General features: G+C 70.8%; 13 protein-coding genes. 8 read left to right on the forward strand and 5 right to left on the reverse strand.

Features of this window, described 5'->3' with window-relative positions:
* Window positions 1-30: 30 nt before the first annotated feature.
* Window positions 31-954, forward strand: a complete 924-nt coding sequence (locus tag ABTZ94_RS13400) for a rhomboid family intramembrane serine protease (RefSeq protein WP_351200572.1) — start codon at window positions 31-33, stop codon at window positions 952-954.
* A gap of 116 nt (window positions 955-1,070) precedes the next feature.
* Here the strand turns inward: ABTZ94_RS13400 and ABTZ94_RS13405 are convergent, their stop codons facing one another.
* The 3 genes from ABTZ94_RS13405 to ABTZ94_RS13415 form a co-directional block, all read right to left on the reverse strand.
* On the reverse strand, window positions 1,071-2,531 hold the full coding sequence (locus ABTZ94_RS13405; RefSeq protein WP_351200574.1) for a glutamate synthase subunit beta: 1,461 nt from the start codon (window positions 2,529-2,531) through the stop codon (window positions 1,071-1,073).
* Entirely contained in the window at window positions 2,524-7,110 is a 4,587-nt protein-coding gene (gene gltB / locus ABTZ94_RS13410) for a glutamate synthase large subunit (protein WP_351200576.1), read from the reverse strand. Before gltB ends, ABTZ94_RS13405 begins: the two co-directional genes overlap by 8 nt.
* Before the next feature lie 442 nt (window positions 7,111-7,552).
* The gene (locus ABTZ94_RS13415; RefSeq protein ID WP_351200577.1) at window positions 7,553-8,287 is read right to left on the reverse strand and encodes a VIT1/CCC1 transporter family protein; all 735 of its coding nucleotides are present in this window, start codon (window positions 8,285-8,287) and stop codon (window positions 7,553-7,555) included.
* Between the two features lie 263 nt (window positions 8,288-8,550).
* Between ABTZ94_RS13415 and ABTZ94_RS13420 the strand changes: the two genes are divergently transcribed.
* The 7 genes from ABTZ94_RS13420 to ABTZ94_RS13450 are packed head-to-tail and all read left to right on the forward strand — an operon-like array spanning window position 8,551 to window position 16,442.
* On the forward strand, window positions 8,551-9,768 hold the full coding sequence (locus tag ABTZ94_RS13420) for an ADP-ribosylglycohydrolase family protein (protein ID WP_351200579.1): 1,218 nt from the start codon (window positions 8,551-8,553) through the stop codon (window positions 9,766-9,768).
* The gene (locus ABTZ94_RS13425) at window positions 9,765-11,051 is read left to right on the forward strand and encodes an ADP-ribosylglycohydrolase family protein (RefSeq protein WP_351200581.1); all 1,287 of its coding nucleotides are present in this window, start codon (window positions 9,765-9,767) and stop codon (window positions 11,049-11,051) included. Before ABTZ94_RS13420 ends, ABTZ94_RS13425 begins: the two co-directional genes overlap by 4 nt.
* Window positions 10,996-12,183 (forward strand): ADP-ribosylglycohydrolase family protein, encoded by a 1,188-nt coding sequence (locus tag ABTZ94_RS13430; RefSeq protein ID WP_351200583.1) that lies wholly within the window; start codon window positions 10,996-10,998, stop codon window positions 12,181-12,183. Before ABTZ94_RS13425 ends, ABTZ94_RS13430 begins: the two co-directional genes overlap by 56 nt.
* A complete protein-coding gene (locus tag ABTZ94_RS13435) occupies window positions 12,180-13,556 on the forward strand; it encodes an ADP-ribosylglycohydrolase family protein (protein ID WP_351200585.1) in 1,377 nt (458 codons plus the stop codon). The genes ABTZ94_RS13430 and ABTZ94_RS13435 overlap by 4 nt, the downstream gene beginning before the upstream one ends.
* Window positions 13,553-14,437 (forward strand): ribokinase, encoded by an 885-nt coding sequence (gene rbsK / locus ABTZ94_RS13440; protein WP_351200587.1) that lies wholly within the window; start codon window positions 13,553-13,555, stop codon window positions 14,435-14,437. Before ABTZ94_RS13435 ends, rbsK begins: the two co-directional genes overlap by 4 nt.
* Window positions 14,434-15,633: a CaiB/BaiF CoA transferase family protein gene (locus ABTZ94_RS13445; RefSeq protein ID WP_351200589.1), complete on the forward strand. Its 1,200-nt coding sequence runs from the start codon at window positions 14,434-14,436 to the stop codon at window positions 15,631-15,633. The genes rbsK and ABTZ94_RS13445 overlap by 4 nt, the downstream gene beginning before the upstream one ends.
* Complete coding sequence (locus tag ABTZ94_RS13450; RefSeq protein ID WP_351200591.1) at window positions 15,630-16,442, forward strand: HpcH/HpaI aldolase/citrate lyase family protein; 813 nt, start codon at window positions 15,630-15,632, stop codon at window positions 16,440-16,442. Before ABTZ94_RS13445 ends, ABTZ94_RS13450 begins: the two co-directional genes overlap by 4 nt.
* A gap of 207 nt (window positions 16,443-16,649) precedes the next feature.
* On the opposite strand, the gene lgt is transcribed toward ABTZ94_RS13450, so the two are convergent.
* Entirely contained in the window at window positions 16,650-17,666 is a 1,017-nt protein-coding gene (gene lgt, locus ABTZ94_RS13455) for a prolipoprotein diacylglyceryl transferase (protein ID WP_351200593.1), read from the reverse strand.
* A gap of 99 nt (window positions 17,667-17,765) precedes the next feature.
* Entirely contained in the window at window positions 17,766-18,584 is an 819-nt protein-coding gene (locus ABTZ94_RS13460) for a DsbA family protein (protein WP_351200595.1), read from the reverse strand.
* Window positions 18,585-18,649: the final 65 nt, after the last annotated feature.

Here is an 18,649-nt window from a genome sequence, read left to right on the forward strand (position 1 = left end):
CGTGTTCGCCCACCTGTGAAGGAGCCTGCTGTGGAGGCCGCGGTCACCACCTGTTATCGCCATCCGTCGTACGAGACGTATGTGAGCTGCACCCGCTGTGAGCGGTTCATCTGCCCCGACTGCATGCGTGAGGCCGCTGTCGGCCACCACTGCGTGGAGTGCGTGAAGGAGGGGCAGCGTTCGGTCCGGCAGGCGCGCACGGTGTTCGGCGGTGCGGTGTCGAGGACCGCGGTGCCGATCGTCACGTATGTGCTGATGGGCCTGAACATCCTGGCGTATCTGGGCGAGTTGGTCCGTCCGGGGATCGTCGACCGGTTCGCGATGCTCGGCGCGGGGCTGACCGGCCCGGACGGAGGCCAGTACGTGTACGGGGCCGGGGACTTCCCCGGCTTCGATGTGATCGGTGTGGTGGACGGCGAGTGGTACCGGCTGCTGACCGGGGCCTTCCTGCATCTCCCGCCGGGCGAGTCGTCGTTCGGCTCACTGCCGTTCGGAGTGCTGCACATCCTCTTCAACATGTACGCGCTGTGGAATCTGGGCCGGGTCGTCGAGGAGCAGCTGGGCAGGGCCCGTTACCTCGCGCTGTATCTGCTGTCCGGGCTGGGCGGTTCGGTCCTGGTGTATCTGATCGCGCCGTTCGACGGCACGGTGGGTGCCTCGGGTGCGGTCTTCGGTCTCGGTGCGGCGTTCTACGTCATCAACCGGCGCCTCGGCCGCGATATGCAGGCGGTGAACCGGTTCATGGCCGGCTTCCTGATCTGGATGCTGATCTCGGCCGGATTCACCTCGTGGCAGGGACACCTGGGCGGGCTGCTTACGGGCGGCATCGTCACGCTCGCGTACGCGTACGCCCCGGCGCAACGGCGTACGACGGTCCAGGTCGCCGCGGGTGCGGTGCTGCTCGCCGTACTGGTGCTGCTGGTGGTGCTCAAGACGTCCGCGCTGTCGGGGTGAGCCTTCAACCCGCCCCGGAACGCGCCACGGCGCCTGCCGAAATCGTCCGGTCGGGGACGGGCAGGCGCCGTGCTCAGTTCCGTACGCCGTTGTACGGGACATCCTGGGTGCCGTGATCAGACCGTCAGGGCACGGTCCGTCGGGCGGATCGGGGCCGGCAGGGCGCTGGCTCCGGTCAGGAAGCGGTCCACACCGCGCGCCGCGGAGCGGCCCTCGGCGATGGCCCACACGATGAGGGACTGGCCGCGGCCCGCGTCACCGGCGACGAAGACTCCGTCGACGTTGGTGGCGTAGTCCGCGTCGCGCGCGACATTGCCGCGCTCGTCGAGCTCCAGGCCGAACTGCTGGACCAGGCCGTTGGCCTGGTCGGTGCCGGTGAAGCCCATGGCCAGGGTGATCAGCTGTGCGGGGATCGTCCGCTCGGTGCCGGGCTTCTGCTCCAGCTTACCGTCCTTGAATTCCACCTCGACCAGGTGCAGGGCCTGGACGTTGCCGTCCTCGTCGCCCTCGAAGTGGGTGGTGGAGACGGAGTAGACCCTCTCGCCCCCCTCCTCGTGCGCGGAGGTGACCTTGTAGAGCATCGGGAAGGTCGGCCAGGGCTGGTTGGCGTTACGGTCCTCGCCCGGCCGGGGCATGATCTCCAGCTGGGTGACGGAGAGCGCGCCCTGGCGGTGGGCCGTGCCGACGCAGTCGGCGCCGGTGTCGCCGCCGCCGATGACGACGACGTGCTTGCCCTCGGCGGTGATCGGGGAGACCGTCAGGTCGCCCTCCTGCACCTTGTTGGCGAGCGGCAGGTACTCCATGGCGAAGTGCACGCCGTTCAGCTCACGGCCCGGGACGGGCAGGTCGCGGGAGACGGTGGCACCGGCGGCGATGACGACCGCGTCGTACCGGCGGCGAAGCTTGGCGGCGTCGATGTCCTTGCCGATCTCCACCTCCGTACGGAACTTGGTGCCTTCCGCGCGCATCTGCTCGATGCGGCGGTTGATGTGCGACTTCTCCATCTTGAACTCGGGGATGCCGTACCGGAGAAGACCTCCGATGCGGTCCGCGCGCTCGAAGACGGCGACCGTGTGGCCGGCCCGGGTGAGCTGCTGGGCCGCGGCGAGACCCGCCGGGCCCGAACCGATGACGGCGACGGTCTTGCCGGAGAGCCGATCGGGCGGCTGCGGGGTGACGTCGCCGCTGTCCCACGCCTTGTCGATGACGGAGACTTCGACGTTCTTGATGGTGACGGCCGGCTGGTTGATGCCTAGCACGCACGCCGACTCACAGGGAGCCGGGCAGAGCCGCCCGGTGAACTCCGGGAAGTTGTTCGTGGCGTGCAGGCGCTCGGACGCCGCCGCCCAGTCCTCGCGGTAGGCGTAGTCGTTCCACTCGGGGATGAGGTTTCCGAGCGGGCAGCCGTTGTGGCAGAACGGGATGCCGCAGTCCATGCAGCGGCCGGCCTGCTTGCTGATGATCGGGAGCAGCGAGCCCGGAACGTAGACCTCGTTCCAGTCCTTGACGCGCTCGCCCACGGGGCGGGTCTTGGCGACCTCGCGCCCGGTGGTCAGGAAGCCCTTGGGGTCAGCCATTGGTCGCCGCCTCCATCATCTTCTCGGTGGTCTCCTGTTCGGAGAGACCGGCGAGCTCAGCGGCGTCCTTGGCGGCGAGCACTGCCTTGTAGGTGGACGGGATGATCTTGCTGAAGCGGGCCACCGCGGTGTCCCACTCGGCAAGCAGCTTCTCGGCGACCGTGGAACCGGTCTCCTCCTGGTGGCGGCGCACGACATCGTGCAGCCACTGCTTGTCGGTGTCGCAGAGGGTCTCGATCGCGCCGAGGTTGCCGACGTTGACGTTGTCGCGGTCCAGGTCGACGACGTATGCGACACCGCCCGACATACCTGCGGCGAAGTTGCGTCCGGTCTCGCCGAGTACGACGGCGTGACCGCCGGTCATGTACTCGCAGCCGTGGTCGCCCACGCCTTCCGAGACGACCGTCGCGCCGGAGTTGCGGACGCAGAACCGTTCGCCGGTCCGGCCGCGCAGGAACAGCTCGCCGCCGGTGGCGCCGTAGGCGATGGTGTTGCCCGCGATGGTGGAGTACTCGGCAAGGTGGTCGGCGCCACGGTCCGGGCGGACGACGACTCGGCCGCCGGAGAGGCCCTTGCCGACGTAGTCGTTGGCGTCGCCCTCCAGGCGCAGCGTCACACCGCTCGGCAGGAACGCGCCGAAGGACTGGCCGGCGGAGCCGGTGAACGTGATGTCGATGGTGTCCTGCGGCAGACCGGCGCCGCCGAACTTCTTCGTCACCTCGTGGCCGAGCATGGTGCCGACGGTCCGGTTGATGTTCCGGATCGCGATCTGGGCCCGGACGGGCTGGGCGGCCTCGGCGCTCTCCGCGTTCAGGGCGTCGGCGGCAAGCTTGATCAGCTCGTTGTCGAGGGCCTTGGCGAGACCGTGGTCCTGCTCGACCAGCTGGTGCCGGGCGGTGCCTTCGGGCAGCTCGGGGACGTAGAACAACGGCTCCAGGTCGAGGCCCTGCGCCTTCCAGTGCGTGATCGCACGGTCGGTGTCGAGCAGCTCGGCGTGGCCGACGGCCTCTTCGATCGTACAGAAGCCCAGCTCGGCGAGGAGCTCACGGACTTCCCTGGCGATGAACTCGAAGAAGTTGACGACGTACTCGGCCTTGCCGGAGAACCGGCTCCGAAGGACCGGGTTCTGGGTGGCAATGCCGACCGGGCAGGTGTCCAGGTGACAGACGCGCATCATGACGCAGCCGGAGACGACGAGCGGCGCGGTCGCGAAACCGAACTCCTCGGCGCCCAGCAGCGCGGCGATGATGACGTCGCGGCCGGTCTTCAGCTGGCCGTCGGTCTGCACGACGATACGGTCGCGCAGGCCGTTGAGCAGCAGGGTCTGCTGGGTCTCGGCGAGGCCGAGCTCCCAGGGACCGCCCGCGTGCTTCAGCGAGGTGAGTGGGGATGCGCCCGTTCCGCCGTCGTGGCCGGAGATCAGGACGACGTCCGCGTGCGCCTTGGAGACACCCGCGGCGACCGTGCCGACGCCGACCTCGGAGACCAGCTTCACGTGGATGCGGGCCGCCGGGTTGGCGTTCTTGAGGTCGTGGATCAGCTGAGCCAGGTCCTCGATGGAGTAGATGTCGTGGTGCGGCGGCGGCGAGATCAGACCGACACCCGGGGTGGAGTGGCGGGTCTTGGCGACCCACGGGTAGACCTTGTGGCCGGGCAGCTGGCCGCCCTCGCCGGGCTTGGCACCCTGCGCCATCTTGATCTGGATGTCGTCCGCGTTGACCAGGTACTCGCTGGTCACACCGAAGCGGCCGGAGGCGACCTGCTTGATGGACGAGCGGCGCGCCGGGTCGTACAGCCGGTCGGCGTCCTCGCCGCCCTCACCGGTGTTGGACTTGCCGCCCAGCTGGTTCATGGCGATGGCAAGGGTCTCGTGCGCCTCGCGGGAGATCGAGCCGTACGACATGGCGCCGGTGGAGAAGCGCTTGACGATGTCGGAGACGGACTCGACCTCGTCGATCGGGATCGGCTCACGGCCGCTCTTGCCGTTCTCATTTGTCTTCAGGCCGAACAGGCCACGGAGCGTCATCAGGCGCTCGGACTGCTCGTTCACCCGGTCCGTGTACTTCTTGAAGATGTCGTACCGCTTGTTGCGCGTGGCGTGCTGGAGGCGGAAGACCGTCTCCGGGTCGAACAGGTGGGGCTCGCCCTCGCGGCGCCACTGGTACTCGCCGCCGATCTCCAGCGCGCGGTGGGAGGCGGAGATGCCGGAGGCGGGGTAGCCCTTGGCGTGCCGGGCGGCGACCTCCTTGGCGACGACGTCGAGTCCGGCGCCGCCGATCTTGGTGGCGGTGCCGTTGAAGTACTTCGCGACGAAGTCCCTGTCCAGGCCGACGGCCTCGAAGACCTGGGCGCCTCGGTAGGAGGCGACGGTGGAGATGCCCATCTTGGACATGACCTTCAGGACGCCCTTGCCGAGCGCGTGGATCAGGTTCCGGATGGCCTTCTCGGGCTCGACGCCCTCGATGAACGTACCGGCGCGGACCAGGTCCTCGACGGACTCCATCGCCAGGTACGGGTTGACCGCGGCGGCGCCGTAACCGATCAGCAGCGCGACGTGGTGGACCTCGCGGACGTCTCCGGCCTCGACCAGCAGACCCACCTGGGTGCGCTGCTTGGTGCGGATGAGGTGGTGGTGGACGGCCGAGGTGAGCAGCAGCGACGGGATCGGCGCGTGCTCGGCGTCGGAATGCCGGTCGGACAGGACGATCAGACGGGCGCCGTCCTCTATGGCGACGTCGACCTCGGTGCAGATCTGCTCGATCCGCGCCGCGAGGGCATCGCCGCCGCCGCCGACCCGGTAGAGACCGGAGAGCGTGGCGGCCTTCATGCCCGGCATGTCGCCGTCTGCGTTGATGTGTATCAGCTTGGCCAGCTCGTCGTTGTCGATCACGGGGAACGGCAGCGTGACGCTGCGGCACGACGCGGCGGTCGGCTCCAGCAGGTTGCCCTGCGGGCCGAGCGTGGAGCGCAGCGAGGTGACGAGCTCCTCGCGGATGGCGTCCAGCGGCGGGTTGGTGACCTGCGCGAACAGCTGGGTGAAGTAGTCGAAGAGCAGCCGCGGGCGCTCGGACAGGGCGGCGATCGGCGAGTCCGTACCCATGGAGCCGAGCGGCTCGCCGGCGGTGCGGGCCATCGGCGCGAGGATGACGCGGAGCTCTTCCTCGGTGTAGCCGAAGGTCTGCTGGCGGCGGGTGACGGAGGCGTGCGTGTGCACGATGTGCTCCCGCTCGGGGAGGTCCTCCAGCTCGATCTCGCCGGTCTGCAGCCACTCCTCGTACGGCTGCTCGGCGGCGAGGGCGGCCTTGATCTCGTCGTCCTCGATGATGCGGCCCTCGGCCGTGTCGACGAGGAACATCCTGCCGGGCTGGAGGCGGCCCTTGCGAACGACCTTCGCGGGGGCGATGTCCAGGACACCGACTTCGGAGGAGAGCACGACGAGGCCGTCGTCGGTGACCCAGTAGCGGCCGGGACGCAGACCGTTGCGGTCCAGGACCGCGCCGACCTGGGTGCCGTCGGTGAAGGTGACGCAGGCCGGGCCGTCCCAGGGCTCCATCATCGTGGAGTGGTACTGGTAGAAGGCGCGGCGGGCCGAATCCATGGCGTTCATGGATTCGGGGCTCTCCCACGCCTCGGGGACCATCATCAGCACCGAGTGGGGCAGCGAACGGCCGCCGAGGTGGAGCAGCTCCAGGACCTCGTCGAAGGAGGCGGAGTCGGAGGCGTCGGGGGTGCAGACGGGGAAGATCCGGTCCAGCTGCGCAGCCCCGAAGAGGCTGGAGGCGAGCTGGGACTCGCGGGCCTTCATCCAGTTGCGGTTGCCCTTGACCGTATTGATCTCGCCGTTGTGCGCGACGAAGCGGTACGGGTGGGCGAGCGGCCAGCTCGGGAAGGTGTTCGTGGAGAAGCGCGAGTGCACCAGTGCGACGGCGGTGGCGAAGCGGCGGTCGGAGAGGTCCGGGAAGAACGGCTCCAGCTGCCCCGTGGTGAGCATGCCCTTGTAGACGATCGTGCGGGCGGACAGCGAGGGGAAGTACACCCCGGCCTCCCGCTCGGCACGCTTGCGCAGGACGAAGGCCTTGCGGTCGAGCGCGATGCCGGTGCTCTCGCCGTCCGCAACGAAGAGCTGGCGGAACTCGGGCATGGTGGCGCGGGCGCCGTTGCCGAGGATGTCCGGGGTGACCGGGACCTCGCGCCAGCCCAGGACCTTGAGGCCCTCCTCGGCGGAGATCTTCTCCAGCTTCCGGACGGCCTCGGTGGAGTCGGCCGCGGGCAGGAAGGCGATTCCGACGGCGTAGGCACCGGCCTCGGGGAGGTCGAAGGCGACCTCGTCGCGGAGGAAGGCGTCCGGGACCTGGAGGAGGATTCCGGCGCCGTCGCCGGAGTCGGGCTCGGATCCGGTGGCACCGCGGTGTTCGAGGTTGCGCAGTACGGTCAGCGCCTGCTCGACCAGCTCATGGCTGGCCACACCGGTCAGAGTGGCCACGAACCCGACGCCACAGGCGTCGTGCTCGTTACGGGGGTCGTACATCCCCTGCTGGGCGGGGCGACCGTCCATGGGCGACCAGGCGTCGGTACGCATCGGCTCTCCCGTCGTCGTCGTGGCATATGCAGTGCCGAGGGACGACGTTGGCCCTCTGCGAAATTTCATGCAGGCTTACATCATGGGGCGCTTCTCAAGAAGCGGATAGCTCGTTCCAACATGCGGACACCGTGCGAGGCGGTGGGGTTGGGTCGCTGTCGGAGAATCGGCGCCCGGGGAGAACCAGAGAGCAGGCGTCGTTGCCCGCGGTGTCTACGGCTCATGCCCGATGACAAAGCAAACGAAACCGCCAGGTAACGGCTAATTATGTGTAACCCTGTATAGAGACTCATTTTACGTCGGGCGAAGCCGTCCGCCCAGAGGCCGGCGCCAAGACGTACGTCACACGGATGGCGGACAGGCTACGGAAACGGGACCGACCGGCGTTCGAGGGCAAAGCCTCGGCCGGGCGGGTCCGTGTTCACGCTCCCACGGAGGGGCACTAGCTTCCGACGGCCACACCGAACAGCGTGCCCAGACCGTAGGTGATCGCCGCCGCGGCCCCGCCCAGCACCAGCTGACGCAGCCCGCTGTACAGCCAGCTGCGCGCCGTCACCCTGGCCACCACCGCACCGCAGGCGAACAGCCCGACCAGTGCGAGCAGCACGGCCGGCCACAGCGCGCTCGCACCGAGCAGATACGGCAGTACGGGCAGCAGTGCCCCCAGCGCGAACGCGCCGAACGACGACACGGCGGCGACGAGCGGCGAAGGCAGATCGCCCGGATCGATGCCGAGCTCCTCACGAGCGTGGATCTCCAGGGCCTGCTCCGGGTCGCGCGACAGCTGCCGCGCGACCTCACGGGCGAGCTTGGGCTCGACGCCACGGGACTCGTAGAGCTCGGCGAGCTCCCGCTCCTCGTCGTTGGGGTGCTTACGCAACTCGCGCCGCTCGATGTCGAGTTCGGCCTCGACGAGCTCGCGCTGCGAGGCGACGGAGGTGTATTCGCCGGCCGCCATGGAGAACGCACCGGCGGCCAGGCCCGCCAGACCGGTGATCACAATCGTCTGCTGGGAGACGGCACCGCCCGCGACGCCCGTCATCAGCGCGAGGTTGGAGACCAGCCCGTCCATGGCGCCGAACACCGCCGGGCGCAGCCAGCCGCCGTTCACATCGCGGTGGGTGTGGTTGTCGCGGTGCGCCTCGTGCAGCACGGCGTCGGTCTCGATGATGGACACAGCTCTCCCCTTCTCCGGCAGCGGGCGTCACCCGCCCCGCCCCCGCTCAACACCATCGAAAGTACGCACGAAAAAGGCCCCCCGCCAGCAAGGCAGGCCGTACTTACCTGCCACTGCGATCAGTAAGTACGACCTGGCTTACCGCCTCTGAGCCGTCATCCGACTGGCCCTTTTGTTGCGATTATCGGCCTCTGTCGGGGCTCCGCGTGGCACAGATCGAACAGGTACGAAAACTGGCTCGGTGTGAGCGAAGGGTCGACGCGATGGAGTTGATTGCAGGAAATCCGGCAGAGCCGCGGACGGGCGGTACGCAGACGGCGGTACGGGGCGGGGCGGACCGGGGCGAGGTGTCGCAGGGAGACCTGGGCGACCGGGCCCGGGGCTCCCTGCTCGGTCTCGCGGTCGGTGACGCGCTGGGCGCACCGGCGGAGAATCTGCGGCCGTCCGAGATCCGTCGTCGATGGGGCCGGATCGAGGGCTTCGTGAGCGACGACCCCGCGGGTACGGACGACACGGAGTACGCGATCTTCTCCGGGCTGCTGCTCGCCCGGCACGGTTCGGCGCTGACCGTCACCCATGTGGAGCGGGCCTGGCATCTGTGGATCGCCGACCTGGACGAGGGGCCGTTCCGCGGCGCCGGGTTCAGTGAGCGGGGCACGCTGGAGAATCTGCGCCGGGGCCTCGCCGCCCCGATCTCCGCCCAGCACCGGCACGCCTGGAGCGACGGCCTCGCGATGCGGGCGGCGCCGTTCGGCGTCTTCGCGGCGGGCCGGCCGGACGAGGCGGCGCGGCTGGTCGCGGTGGACGGGCGGGTCAGCCATGACGGGGAGGGCATCTACGGCGGCCAGGCGGTGGCAGCCGGGGTGGCCGCTGCGATGGCGGGTGCCGGGGTCGCCTCGGTGATCGCCGCCGCACTGTCCGTCGTTCCCATGGACTCCTGGACGGCGCGCTCGCTGCGGCGCGCGGTGGCGACCGCACAGCGCACGTACCCCGACCGGCTCACCAGGGAACGCGCGGTGCGCTCCGCGGTGGTCGTCGGCGGCTACCCGTGGACGGACCTGGCGCCCGAGGCGGTCGGCCTGGCCTTCGGCGCGTTCGCGGCGGCGCGCGGCGACTTCCGTACGGCGGTGCTGACCGCGGTCAACATGGGCCGCGACGCGGACACGACGGCCGCGGTGGCAGGGGCCCTGGCCGGCGCCCTGCACGGGGCGTCCGCCATTCCCCGGCACTGGGCGGAGGCGATCGGCCCGGTCCGGGGCAGCTGCCTGCCGTCGATGCGGGGCTACCACGTCCTGGACATCGCGGAGTTGCTCACCCCGGAGGACGCGGACGAGGCGTACGAGAGCGCGCGGGGCGACGCCGGTACGCCGGAGGGCGGCCCGGCACGGCACACCGGCACCGGCACCGGCACCGAGTACGCGCCGCCCGGCGCCCCGTCCGCCACCTCACCCACCACAGGCAAAACGGTGGTGGAGCGATGACCACCGCGCGCGGCACTCAGCACGACCCCCACCGGGACGCCCCCCGCGCCCCCGCCTCCCCGGCCGCTCGTCTGCGTACCCGTCCCGCCCCCGGGCACAGGGCCCGGATCGAGGGGCTGTTGCTCGGGCTCGCCTCCGGGGACGCCGCCGGGTGGCCCGCCGCGCGGCACCGGGCCAGCCGGATGCCCGAGTGGACCCGGCGCCTCACCCGGGAGCTCGACACCTTCGCCGAGCAGAACGCCACGACCACGCTGCCCGTCCCCATCGCGCTCAACCAGCCGCCCGAACCCCTGCGGCTCGGGCCCTCCGACGACGCCGAATGGGCGGCGTTCGCCGCCGGAACCGTGCTCGCCTCGGCGACCGGTCCGCTGCACGGGCTGTCCCCCGGACGCCGGATGCGGGCCGCCGTCGACGTCGCCTGGAACGCACTGGCGGCCGAGGTCGCCGCGGCTGCCGCCCGTGCCCCCGAGGTCGAGTCCGCGGTGCTTCCGCTGCGCGCCCGGATCTCGGTGCGGGCCGGGCTCGGCAATCTCGCCGCTGGATTGCGCCCGCCCGCCACCGGTCACGACAACCCGCACTACTTCGACGACGCGGCCTGCGTACGGGCCGCCGTGCTCGCAGTGGTCCACCCCGCGGACCCGGCCGCCGCCGCCGACCTCGCCGAGTTCGATGCTCGCTACACCCAGGACGGCGACGGTGTGCACGGTGCCCGCGCGATGGCGGCCGCGATCGCTCAGGCGCTGGGCGGTGCGGATGTGGACACCGCGGTGAACGCCGCACTCGCCCAGCTCCCCGACGGCACGGAGATCGCCCGCAACGCCGCCCACGCCGTCCGGATCGCCCGTGCCTTCGTCGGCGAGGCGGCGGGCGCGTTCGCTGTCGTACCGGTGCTGGAGCATCAGATCGTCGACCACGTCTACAGCTACGGGATCGCCGCCGCCGAGACCGTCCCGGTGGCCCTGGCCCTGGCCACCGCGGCCCGCGGCCAGATCGCCCAGGCCGTTCCCGCGGCGGCGTGCCTGTCGCGCGTGGCCGACTCGGCGCCCGCCCTGGCCGGCGCACTGACCGGTGCGCTCGGCGGCATCGGCGCCGTCCCGGACGGCTGGCGCGAGTCCTGCCGCACCCTGGCGGGATGTGCGCTGCCCCGGCTCGCGGGGACCGATCTCATCGAACTCGCCGGGCTGCTGGCAGACACGGAACCGAAGCCTGCGGGTGGACAATTCGGACATGACATCCACGACGCCCCTGCGGTCCGAGGCGAGGACCACGGCACTCACACTTGATGAACGGATCACGGGAGCGCTCGTCGGCGCCGCGGTCGGCGACGCGCTCGGCGGTCCGGTCGAGGGCCGGTCCCCCGAGCAGATCGTGGCACGCCACGGCGGGCGGATCAGCGGCATCGTCGGCCCGTGGGACGGCGACGACTGGCGTACGGCCCGCCCCATCGCCCCGTACCACAAGGGCGACGGACACGTCACCGACGACACCTTGATGACCCATGCGCTGGTACGGGTGTACGGCGCCGTGCGCGACCATCTCGACGCGTACGCGGTCGCCGGCCATCTCGTGCCGGAGCTGATCTCCACCCCGCGCTGGATCCCGGAGCTGGAGGCCGACGCGCTGCCGCTCCAGCGGATCTTCCTCGCCGAGAAGTGGATCGTCGCGCGGCTGCACTACGGCCATGTCGATCCGCGCGAGGCGGGCTCCGGAAACATCGTCAACTGCGGCGCGGCGATGTACATGGCACCGGTCGGCCTGGTCAACGCCGCCCACCCGCAGGCCGCGTACGCCGAGGCGCTGGATGTCGCCGGTGCCCATCAGTCCTCCTACGGCAGGGAGGCGGCCGGAGTCTTCGCGGCGGCCGTCGCCGCCGCCTGCATCCCGGACGCGACGCCCGCCACCGTCGTCGACACCTGTCTGTCGCTCGCCAAGGACGGCACCCGGTCCGCCATCGAGGCGGTATGCGAAGTGGCCGTCCGGCACCGCGACTTCGACTCGGCGCTGACCCCGCTGCGTACCGCCGTAGCCCCCTTCGACACCGTCGGCCCGGACTACCGCGCCCCGTCCCTCGGCGCCCGTCGGCCGTCCCGGCTGCACTCCATCGAGGAGCTCCCGATCGCGCTCGGCATGCTGCTCGTCGCGGACGGCGACTACGGGCACACGGTCCTCGGCTCGGTCAACTACGGCCGGGACTGCGACTCGATCGCCACGATGAGCGGCGCGATCGCGGGCGCGCTCCACGGCGAGCAGGCGATCTGCGCCACCTGGGTGAAAACGGTCGCCGAGGCCAGCCGGCTCGATCTGCACGCCCCCGCGCGGGCCCTGGCCGACGTCGCCCGCGAGGTGTACGTACGGGACACGGCCCGGCGCCGCGCGCACGAGTCGGCGTTCGCCACGCTGGTGGGGACGCCATGAACGTACGGGTGACATGGGTGCAGCCCGAGGACCTGGTCGGGCACGAGCTGCGCCAGGCGGCCGAGGACGGGCGGGACGCACGGGCCATCGCGCGCCGGTGGTACGAGGCGGGCGGCGCCCCCGCCCCGGAGCGCGCGGGTGCGTCGACCCCCGCGGCACCCGAGCTGCGCGCGCTCGCCGAGCGGCTGCTCGACGAACTCGCCCTGCTGGAATCCCCGTTGGAGGCGGACGAGCCGACGGAGCTGACCGCGATCCGGGCCGCCTGCCCGGACTGGCCGGCCCCGCGCACCGACCCCCCGCCGCCGGTGGGTCAGGACCGGCTGCACGCCGCCTGGCTGGGCCGGGCCGCCGGCTGTCTGCTCGGCAAACCAGTCGAGAAACTGCCGCTCGCCGGCATCCGCGCACTGGCCCGCGCCACCGGCAACTGGCCGCTGACCACCTGGTTCACCGCCAAGGGGCTGCCCGCCGAACTGGCCGCCACCTACCCCTGGAACCGTCGCTCCGCACCCACCTCCCTGGCCGAGAACATCGATGGCATGCCGGAGGACGACGACCTCAACCACCCCCTCCTTACTTTCCTGTTGCTCCAGCGGTACGGCCCGTCCTTCACCACTTGCGATCTCGCCCGGCTCTGGCTCGACGAACTCCCGGCCGGCCGGACGTTCACCGCCGAACGGGTCGCGTACCGCAATCTGCTCGACGGGATCGAGCCCCCGCACACCGCCAGGTACCGCAACCCGTTCCGGGAGTGGATCGGTGCGCAGATCCGGGCCGATGTGCACGGCTGGACACACCCGGGCGACCCGTCGGCCGCGGCGGAGCAGGCGCATCGGGACGCGGTCCTCACCCACACCGCCAACGGGGTGTACGGGGCGATGTTCACCGCCGCGGCGCTCGCCGAGGCGGCCGGCGGTGAGAGTGATGTGCACGGGTGTCTGGCCGCCGGACTGCGTGTCGTGCCGCCGCGTTCACGGTTCGCGCACGCGGTGCGTTTCGGTGTCGGCGCGGCCCGCGGCGAGGGCGGCTTCGACGCGGTGGCCGATCGGCTGCACTCCGAGTACGGCAGCTACCACTGGGTCCATGTGCTGCCCAATGCCGCACTGCTCGCCGCTGCCCTCACGCACGCCGACGGCGACTTCTCCGGCTCCATCTGCCGTGCGGTGTCCGGTGGTTGGGATACCGACTCGAACGGCGCGACCGCCGGTTCGCTCGCCGGTCTGCTGGCCGGGGCCCCGAAGCGGCTGCCCGACCGCTGGACCACCCCGCTGAAGAACCGCCTCGCCACGTCCGTCCGCGGTTTCGACTCCATCGGCTTCGACACACTCGCCGAACAGACCCACCGGCTCACCCACAAGGAGGCACTCCGCCCATGACCGGCATCGCGGTGCTCGGCAGCACCAATATGGACCTTGTCGCATACGTCGCACGGGCTCCTGAGCGCGGAGAGACCGTCACCGGACGGGAGTTTCGCACCATCCCCGGCGGCAAGGGTGCCAACCAGGCCGTCGCCGCCGCCCGTGCGGGTGGCGAGGTGATGATGATCGGCGCGGTCGGCGACGACGCGTACGGCGCCCTGCTGCGGTCCAGCCTGGAGCACGCCGGCGTCGACACCGATCTGCTGCACACCACAAAAGGCCCCAGCGGCACCGCGCACATCGTCGTCGACGACATGGGCTCCAACTCCATCGTGGTGATCCCCGGCGCCAACGGCACCGTCACCGCTCTGGGCCCCGGCGAAATGGCCGCCATCGCCGGAGCCGATCTGCTGCTCCTCCAGCTGGAGTTGCCGATGTCCGCAGTGATGGAGGGCGCGCGGGTGGCCCACGCCCAGGGCGTACGGACCATCCTCACCCCGTCCCCCGTACAGCCCCTGCCTTCCGAACTCCTCGACTGCATCGATCTGCTGATCCCCAACGAGCACGAGGCGACCGCACTCACCGGCGCCGCGGACCCCCGTGCGGCAGCACAGGTCCTGCTCAGCCAGGTCCCGGCTGTCATCGTCACACTCGGCTCGAAGGGCTGCCTCCACGCGGCCCGGGGCAGCGAGCCCATCCTCTTTCCCGCCCCCGAGGTCAACGCCGTCGACACCACCGGGGCCGGGGACACCTTCGTCGGCACGCTCTCCGTGGCCCTCGGCGAGCGGCGGCCCGTAGCGGAGTCACTGGCCTGGGCGTCGACCGCCGCCGCGCTCTGCGTACAGAGGCCGGGCGCCTCGACCTCCATGCCGTACCGCAGCGAGATCGACGCCGCATGAACGCGATCGCGCAGGCACCCCTGACCGGACTGCGGGTCATCGACCTCGCCACGCTCTTCGCGGGACCCCTCTCCGCCACCATGCTCGGCGACTTCGGCGCCGAGGTGATCAAGGTCGAGCATCCGCGCAAGCCCGATCCGTCGCGCGGGCACGGCCCCACGAAGGACGGCGTCGGGCTGTGGTGGAAGCTGCTCGGCCGCAACAAGCGCAATATGACCCTCGATCTCTCCAGCCCAGGCGGGCGCGAGATCCTGCTCCGGCTGGCCGCCGGGACCGATGTGATCATCGAGAACTTCCGGCCCGGGACGCTGGAGCGCTGGGGCCTCGGCTGGGCGGAGCTGCACGCCGTCAACCCGCGGCTGGTGCTGGCCAGGGTCACCGGCTTCGGCCAGTTCGGCCCGTACGCGCGCCGCCCCGGTTTCGGCACCCTGGCCGAGGCGATGAGCGGATTCGCCGCTATCACCGGGGAGCCGGACGGGCCGCCCACGCTGCCGCCGTTCGGGCTCGCCGACTCGATCGCGGCGCTGGCCACCGCGTACGCCGTGATGGCCGCGCTCGCCGGACGCGACAGGACCGGGGAGGGACAGATCGTCGACATGGCGATCATCGAGCCGATCCTGACCGTGCTCGGCCCCCAGCCGGTCTGGTACGACCAGCTCGGCTACGTACAACCACGCACCGGCAACCGCTCCCGGAACAACGCCCCGCGCAATGCGTACCGCACATCGGACGGGCACTGGGTGGCCGTCTCCACCTCCGCGCAGTCGATCGCCGAGCGGGTCATGCATCTGGTCGGCCGGGCCGAGCTGATCGACGAACCCTGGTTCGGCTCCGGCACCACCCGCGCAGAGCACTCCGACGAGCTCGACGAGGCGGTCGGCAACTGGATCGCCCGGCACACCCGTGAGGACGCGGTCGCCGCGTTCGAGAAGGCGGAGGCGGCGATCGCGCCCATCCACGACATCCGGGACGTGATGGAGGACCCGCAGTACCGGGCCCTGGACTCCGTCACCGAGATCGACGACCCGGAGCTGGGGCCGCTGCGGATGCAGAACGTGCTGTTCCGTCTCTCGGGGACACCGGGCGCGATCCGCTGGGCGGGCCGGCCACACGGTGCGGACACCGACGAGATCCTCACCGGGCTGGGTCTGTCGGGCCCGGAGATCGCCGCGCTGCGGGCGGAGCACGTCCTGTGACGGCGGCAGTCCCCCTCACCCTGCTGTACGTCCCCGGGGACCGGCCCGAGGTGGTGCGCAAGGCGCGCGACTCGGGAGCGGATGTGGTGATCGTCGATCTGGAGGACGCGGTCGCACAGGACCGCAAGGAGTACGCACGGTCCGCCACCACCGAGCTTCTGTCCGAGGCGGTCGAGGAGACCGCCGTGCCGATCCATGTCCGGGTCCACACCGAGGTGGACATCCTCGCTCTGGCCGGGCTGCCGGGCCTCGCCGAACTCCGGCTGCCGAAGATCACACATGCGGCGTCCGTCCATCACATCGCGGCTGTGGCACCGGGGGTCGCGCTCTGTCCGCTGCTGGAATCGGCGCTCGGCATCGAGCACGCGTACACGGTCGCCGCCTCCCATCCCCAGGTCCGCTCCATCGCCCTGGGCGAGGCGGACCTCCGGGCCGATCTGGGGGTACGGGAGGACGCCGGGCTCGACTGGTCGCGCAGCCGGGTCGTGGTCGCCGCCCGCGCGGCCGGGCTCGCGCCACCCACCCAGTCCGTGTTCCCGGATGTACGGGACCTGGACGGCCTGCGGGCGTCCTGCGCGCATGGACGGGCGCTGGGTTTCCTGGGCCGGGCGGCGATCCATCCCCGCCAGCTCCCGGTCATCGAGCGGGCTTTCCGCCCGACGGTACAGGAGGTCGAGGCGGCACAGGAGATCGTGGCGGCGGCCGTGACGGACGAGGGCGCACTGGCTCTTCCCGACGGCCGATTCGTCGACGCGGCAGTAGTGGCATCGGCCCGCCGCACGCTGACGCTGGCAAGGAAGGAGGGGTGACGGAGGGAAATGACGGGTGGCGGTCGGTGACGGGCGGGATCCGGTGCGGGCCCACCCGCCTGACCGTTTCGTCCTCGATCGCCGACGGGCTCGATTGTGGCGTTGCGCCGTCGGTCGATCGAGGACACGCACGACCGCAGGCCGTAAAGCGTGGAGCCCCGAACCAGACCGGACGGTTCGGGGCCCCACCTGTCAAGCGCACACGGCTCAGCCGTTCTTCGCCGCCTCCGCGGTGCCGCTCTTCTCCGGCGCCTCCGCGGCGCTGTCCTCGGCGCGCCCGGCGTCACCGTCCGCGTCAGGGCCCGCATTCGCGTCGGACGCGATGGCACGGTCCGCGTCACGAGCGGCAGTGCCGTCCGCATCAACCGCGACGTCACCGCCCTCCGCGCCCTCACCGCCTTCGGCGTCCGCCGCGCCGGGCTCCACGATCTCCTCGCGCCCCGGCCGTACCTTCGCCGAAATCACGATGTACGTCACCGCCAGCACGAACACGATCAACGCGGTCCACACATTCAGACGCAGGCCCAGGATGTGGTGGGCCTCGTCGACCCGCATGTACTCGATCCAGCCCCGCCCCGCGCAGTACGCCGCGACGTACAGCGCGAACGCCCGCCCGTGTCCGAGCTTGAAGCGGCGGTCCGCCCAGATCACCAGCAGAGCGACGCCCACACACCACAGCGACTCGTACAAGAACGTCGGGTGGTACGTGCCGGCGACCCGGTTGGGACCTTCGCTGATCTTCAGTGCCCACGGCAGATCCGTCGGCTTGCCGTACAGCTCCTGGTTGAACCAGTTGCCCCAGCGGCCGATCGCCTGGGCGAAGGCGATGCCGGGGGCGAGCGCGTCGGCCCAGGCGGGCAGCGGGATCCCGCGGCGGCGGCAGCCGATCCAGGCACCGACCGCGCCGAGCGCGATCGCACCCCAGATACCGAGGCCGCCCTGCCAGATCTTGAAGGCGTCGACCCAGTTCTCACCGTCGCTGAAGTACAGCTGGTAGTCGGTGATGACGTGGTAGAGCCGGCCGCCGACGAGACCGAAGGGCACGGCCCAGACGGCGATGTCGGCAACGGTGCCGGTTCTGCCGCCCCGGGCGATCCAACGCTTGTTGCCGAACCAGACGGCGACAAAGACACCGATGATGATGCAGAACGCGTAGCCGCGGAGCGGGATCGGGCCGAGATCGATCACGCCGGTCGACGGGCTGGGAATGTAGGCAAGGTCCATGGCAGGGTCGACGCTACCTTGCCGGGTGGGGCGTACCGCAACCCACCCGACAACGTCTGGGTAACGGGCTGGTCATCTGTTCCCCCTGCCGGACACCGCTCAGGAGCCCGACGGCGCCGGGGTGACCGTGCCCGGTTTCTTGCCCTTGTTGGCCTCGGCGACCCACTTCTTCAGGTTCGGCACGGTCATCTGTTCGTTCCCCTTCTTCGGGAAGATCGGATCGCCATTGAGCAGCGCGGTCGGCGTGCCCCGGAATCCGCCCTTCACGAACGCCGCGTTGGACTTCTGGACCCAGTTGTCGTGCTTGCCGTCCTCCACACAGCTGCGGAAGGCGGTGGTGTCGAGTCCCGGGACCTTCCCGGAGAGCTCGATCAACTTGGCGTTGTCACCGAAGACGTCGTCGGTCTCCGGCGGCTGGTTGCGGTAGAGGACGTCGTGGTACGCGGAGAACTTGCCGACGTTCTGTGCGCAGGCCGCGGCGTTGGCCGCCCGCAGCGAGCCACTGCCGCCGATATTGCCGTCGATGATCGTGGCGAGGTGGTACTCGACCTTGATCTGTCCTGTGCGCTGCAGCTGGTGAAAGGTGTCCCGGAACGCGTTCTCGAACTGGGCGCAGACCGGGCAGCGGAAGTCCTCCCAGATGGTGAGCGTGGACGGGGCGTTGTCCGCGCCGACCTGGATGGCCAGGCTGTCCTTGCCGGTCGCACCGGACGGCGCGACGAGGGGGCCCGCCGTCTTGTTCTTGTCGCCCGTATTCGCGGCGATCACGCCGACGACGGCGGCCAGCGCCAGCACGCCCGCCAGGCCACCGCCGACGATCAGCATGCGCCTTCGGCGCTCGCGCGCCTTCTGGCGCTCCCGCTGCTGGACGAGCCGGTCTCGCGCGGCCCTTTTTCCCTGTTCGTTCTTCTCGCTCACACCCGCAGCAACGACCCGGGGAGGCACGTACGTGCCTCAGATCCGAACAGCACACGTCAGAACTC

The organism is Streptomyces sp. NPDC002785, from assembly GCF_040295565.1.
In the GTDB taxonomy this organism is placed as follows: Bacteria; Actinomycetota; Actinomycetes; order Streptomycetales; family Streptomycetaceae; genus Streptomyces.

Bases quoted from the DNA above. Each gene is read 5' to 3' on its own strand.
- ABTZ94_RS13405 (WP_351200574.1), bottom strand. From the start codon at position 2,531: ATGGCTGACCCCAAGGGCTTCCTGACCACCGGGCGCGAGGTCGCCAAG.
- gltB (WP_351200576.1), bottom strand. From the start codon at position 7,110: ATGCGTACCGACGCCTGGTCGCCCATGGACGGTCGCCCCGCCCAGCAG.
- ABTZ94_RS13420 (WP_351200579.1), top strand. From the start codon at position 8,551: ATGGAGTTGATTGCAGGAAATCCGGCAGAGCCGCGGACGGGCGGTACG.
- ABTZ94_RS13425 (WP_351200581.1), top strand. From the start codon at position 9,765: ATGACCACCGCGCGCGGCACTCAGCACGACCCCCACCGGGACGCCCCC.
- ABTZ94_RS13430 (WP_351200583.1), top strand. From the start codon at position 10,996: ATGACATCCACGACGCCCCTGCGGTCCGAGGCGAGGACCACGGCACTC.
- ABTZ94_RS13435 (WP_351200585.1), top strand. From the start codon at position 12,180: ATGAACGTACGGGTGACATGGGTGCAGCCCGAGGACCTGGTCGGGCAC.
- rbsK (WP_351200587.1), top strand. From the start codon at position 13,553: ATGACCGGCATCGCGGTGCTCGGCAGCACCAATATGGACCTTGTCGCA.
- ABTZ94_RS13445 (WP_351200589.1), top strand. From the start codon at position 14,434: ATGAACGCGATCGCGCAGGCACCCCTGACCGGACTGCGGGTCATCGAC.
- lgt (WP_351200593.1), bottom strand. From the start codon at position 17,666: ATGGACCTTGCCTACATTCCCAGCCCGTCGACCGGCGTGATCGATCTC.